This is a genomic window from Sphingobium sp. IP1 (genome assembly GCF_002708645.1).
Taxonomy (GTDB): Bacteria; Pseudomonadota; Alphaproteobacteria; order Sphingomonadales; family Sphingomonadaceae; genus Sphingobium; species Sphingobium yanoikuyae.
On the sequence record NZ_NOIW01000216.1, the window covers coordinates 1 to 3,529 of the forward strand.

Genomic DNA, 3,529 nt, shown 5'->3' on the forward strand with positions numbered 1-3,529 from the left:
GGCATAGCCGCCATGTTACCCTGAGACAGGTCTGGCACGCGGAGGAGGAGCGGTCATGCTCTTAAGCCTGCGCCACAAGCAACGATGGCCTGGGCGCTTAGGGTCCGATCCTGTGTCTGGGAGGGGGGAGCCATCGCTTGCTCCCCCAGGTTTGCCGGTCAGACCGTAACGACGACCTTGCCGATCTGGTCGTTCGATTCGAGGAAGCGGTGCGCGTCCTGGATGGCGTCGAGCGGGAAAGTGCGCGCGATCCGCGGCTTGAGCGCGCCCGATTCCAGACCCGCCACGATGAACGCCTTGGCGCGATCAAGGGCGGCGTCGTCCGAGACGATCTCGCTGTAGAGATAACCCTTGAGCGTGAGGCTCTTGCCCAGCACGGAGAACAACGGGAACGGCGTCGGCTCGCCGCTGAGCGCGCCATATTCGAGCAGGATGCCGCCGCGCGCCATGCTCGCGGTCAGCGGCTCGAACGACGGGCCTCCGACCGGGTCGAGCACCACGCGCGCACCTGCACCATCGGTTATCTCCATCACCCTCGCCACCAGATCCTCTTCCTCGGTCGCGACGACATGATGTGCACCAGCATCAAGCAGGGCCTGGCGCTTGGCGCCGGTACGCGTCGTCGCGATTACCGTCGCGCCGACCATCCGCGCAATCTGGAAGGCAGCAAGGCCGACGCTGCTGGAAGCAGCGGTGACGATGACGAAATCGCCCTGGCCGAGCTTCGCCTGCTCCACCAGCGCGCCCCAAGCGGTGACATACTGCATCCACACGGCCGCCGCTTCCTCGAACGACAGCGCCACCGGATGCTTGACGACGAGGCGGGCGGGCACGTTGGCGACCTCGCCATAGGTGCCCCAGCGCGCGATATCGAGCGGGGGGATGACGCTGACGGCTTCGCCTTTCGCAAACCCGGTCAAGTCCGCGCCGACCTTAACGACGGTGCCGGCAGCCTCATAGCCAAGGCGGCTCGGGAACTCGGCTTCCTGAAGGTAGGAATGGTTGCGGAACATCACCTCGGCGCGGTTTATGCCTATCGCCTTGACCGCGATCTGCACCTCGTCGGCCGCGGGCGCGGGCACTGCCAAATCTTCAATCTTGAGGACACTGGCGTCGCCATATTCGTGGATTCGAACGATGCGGCTCATGGGATATTCCTTGATTATTGAACGATCGTTCTGTATCGATGTCAGCGACGAGGTTCAAGCTATTATTTATCGATCATTCCATATCAGGCGCCAGAAATGACAGAGACGAAAGCACGTCGCGGCGCAGGTCGCCCTCGCGTGTTCGACACTAACGCAGCGCTCGACAAGGCGGTACGGCTGTTCTGGCAGCGCGGCTACGAGGCGACTTCAATGGCCGATCTGGTGGCAGAGACTGGCGTCGCCGCCGCCAGTCTCTATGCGGCGTTTGACAACAAGGCGGGGCTGTTCGCGGCGGTGATCGAGCGCTATACCGCGACGTTCAGCGTCCACCTCTATGCCCCCATCAACGACCCGGCGTTGTCCACCTTCGAGGCCGTCAAAGGCCTGCTGGAGCGAGCGGCGTCATCGTTCTCGGAGCCTGGAACGCCGGCCGGCTGCTTCATGTATTCGGCAGCGGCAGCCGTGTCGCCGGCGTCCGCCGCCATCGAATGCCTGCTGCGCGACAAGCGTATCGCGGCGGAGGCCCTCCTGATCGAGCGTCTGCATCGCGGCGCCGCACAGGGCGAGCTTGCGGCCGATGCCGATCCGGCCGTCCTAGGCAAATTCATCAATACGGTCATGGAAGGCATGTCCGTTCAAGCGCGCGACGGCGCTACGATTAACGAACTGCTCTCCATCGCCAAAATGGCACTCGATCGATGGCCGGCTGCGGTGTGATCGTCCAGGCGAGATCGTCCTCGGTGATCTTGCAACAAACATCTGTCGACTTACAACCAAGCCCAGTCCGTATGCCCGAATTGACCTGCCCCCCGCCTTTCATCCAGCTGCGACCAGAGACTGACCCGTGTTGAGCTGCTACCCGTTCTTGGACCACCTGGCTGGCCGTCATCCAGCCCCTACCGGCAGTGGCCGGTCATGTGCCGCTGACCGGTTTACCAGCGATATCGGCGGCTTGTTGCCGATGGCGCTATGTGGCCGCACCTCGTTGTAGTCTCTGCGCCAAGCCTCGCATTTTCGGACAGCGTCGTTGAGGCTCATGAACCAGTGCTGGTTCAGGCACTTCGCCCGGAACTTCCCGTTGAAGGACTCGATGAACGCGTTGTCTGTCGGCTTGCCCGGCGCGATGTAATGCCACTCAATGCCGACATCCCCCCGACCAGGCGAGCACCGTGTTCGAGGTCAGTTCGGTCCGATAGCACATTGGGAAGCGGCTCCTTGGACGGCCGCGATGCCTTGATGAATACGAGGGCGCGTAGCGCCCTCGTATTCAAAGGCGGCCATGACCGGCCAGCAGGTCTCTAAAGTGAAGTTGTCGACTCAACCCTTTGGAGACGGACCGACCATGACCAAGCGCAGTTCTACCCCCGCCGACGCCGTGCTGGTAGCCATCGATATGTCGAAGCACCGGCAGGAGGTATTGATTGAACGCCCCGAAGGCGGCCGCCGCCGGCGCATGACGATCATGGACTAGGCGACCCGCAAGGTGCTGGCCTGGCGGCTGTCGAACACGATGGATGCCGGGTTCTGCGTCGCGGCCCTGGAGGATGCGCTGGCCCGCTTCGGCAAGCCTGAAATCTTCAACACCGACCAGGGCAGCCAATTTACCAGCTTCGCGTTCACCAGCGTGCTGCGCGAGGCCGAGGTCCGCATCAGCATGGACGCCCGGGGGCGGTGGGTGGACAACGTCTTCATTGAGCGCCTCTGGCGATCCCTCAAGTACGAATGCGTCTATCCCCATGCCTTCGAGACCGGATTGGAGCTGCGGGCTGGCCTTGGCCGATGGATCACCTATTACAACACCCAGCGTCCGCACTCGGGCCTGGCCGGGAGAACCCCGGTCGAGGCCTATCGGCGGATCGGACAATCAGATCATGGGGGGCATGCCCCCCCATGATCTGATGATCAAACAGGCGGCGTGAACGACAACCGGGATTAGCTTAACTCAGCCGCCAAACTGTCCAAGAAGGCGGACCACCTCAAAGCGCATCCGCGAAGCCACCATCGCCAAATTGCTGAAACGCTATCGAATCCGGCGGATCACCGCCGGCCAGATACTGGAAAAGCTGAAGGTTACCGCCATTCCGGTTGCCCCTGGGACGATCAACGCAGCGACCGGACACCTCGAAGCGGTTGCCTTGCGCCTCGATCTCGTCAATCGCCAGATTACCGGCGCGGATGCCCGGATCGACCATCTCACAGGCCAACTCGCCGCTAATGAAAATACTGACGCGGGGCAGCAGAATGAGCAGCGCGACGTGACGATCCTGCGATCCTTGCCGGGCGTCGGAAGGATCGTCCTCGCCACGCTGCTCGCAGAAGCATCCGATGCCCTGCAACGCAGAGATTATCATGCACTGCGATGTTTGTCCGGCGTCGCGCCG

The 3,529-nt window shown here is 62.7% G+C and carries 3 protein-coding genes and 3 pseudogenes; 4 read left to right on the top strand and 2 right to left on the bottom strand.

The features are described 5' to 3' along the window. Positions 1-158: 158 nt before the first annotated feature. Complete coding sequence (locus tag CG471_RS29340) at positions 159-1,148, bottom strand: zinc-dependent alcohol dehydrogenase family protein (protein WP_099234609.1); 990 nt, start codon at positions 1,146-1,148, stop codon at positions 159-161. A 96-nt stretch (positions 1,149-1,244) separates the two neighbouring features. On the opposite strand from CG471_RS29340, the gene CG471_RS29345 reads away from it, so the two are divergent. After that, positions 1,245-1,865, top strand: coding sequence for a TetR/AcrR family transcriptional regulator (locus tag CG471_RS29345; protein ID WP_099234610.1), 621 nt, complete (start codon positions 1,245-1,247; stop codon positions 1,863-1,865). 168 nt (positions 1,866-2,033) lie between these two features. Here CG471_RS29345 and CG471_RS29350 read toward each other — a convergent pair. Beyond that, a pseudogene (locus CG471_RS29350) lies at positions 2,034-2,270 on the bottom strand (transposase); the annotation flags it as partial. A 220-nt stretch (positions 2,271-2,490) separates the two neighbouring features. Between CG471_RS29350 and CG471_RS31875 the strand changes: the two are divergent. From CG471_RS31875 to CG471_RS31880, 3 genes and pseudogenes are all read left to right on the top strand, one after another. Beyond that, a pseudogene (locus tag CG471_RS31875) lies at positions 2,491-2,613 on the top strand (IS110 family transposase); the annotation flags it as partial. 9 nt (positions 2,614-2,622) lie between these two features. Further along, positions 2,623-3,042: pseudogene (locus CG471_RS29355) on the top strand (transposase); the annotation flags it as partial. Between the two features lie 361 nt (positions 3,043-3,403). After that, a partial coding sequence (locus CG471_RS31880; protein WP_373562082.1) for a transposase occupies positions 3,404-3,529 on the top strand: 126 nt, incomplete at its 3' end.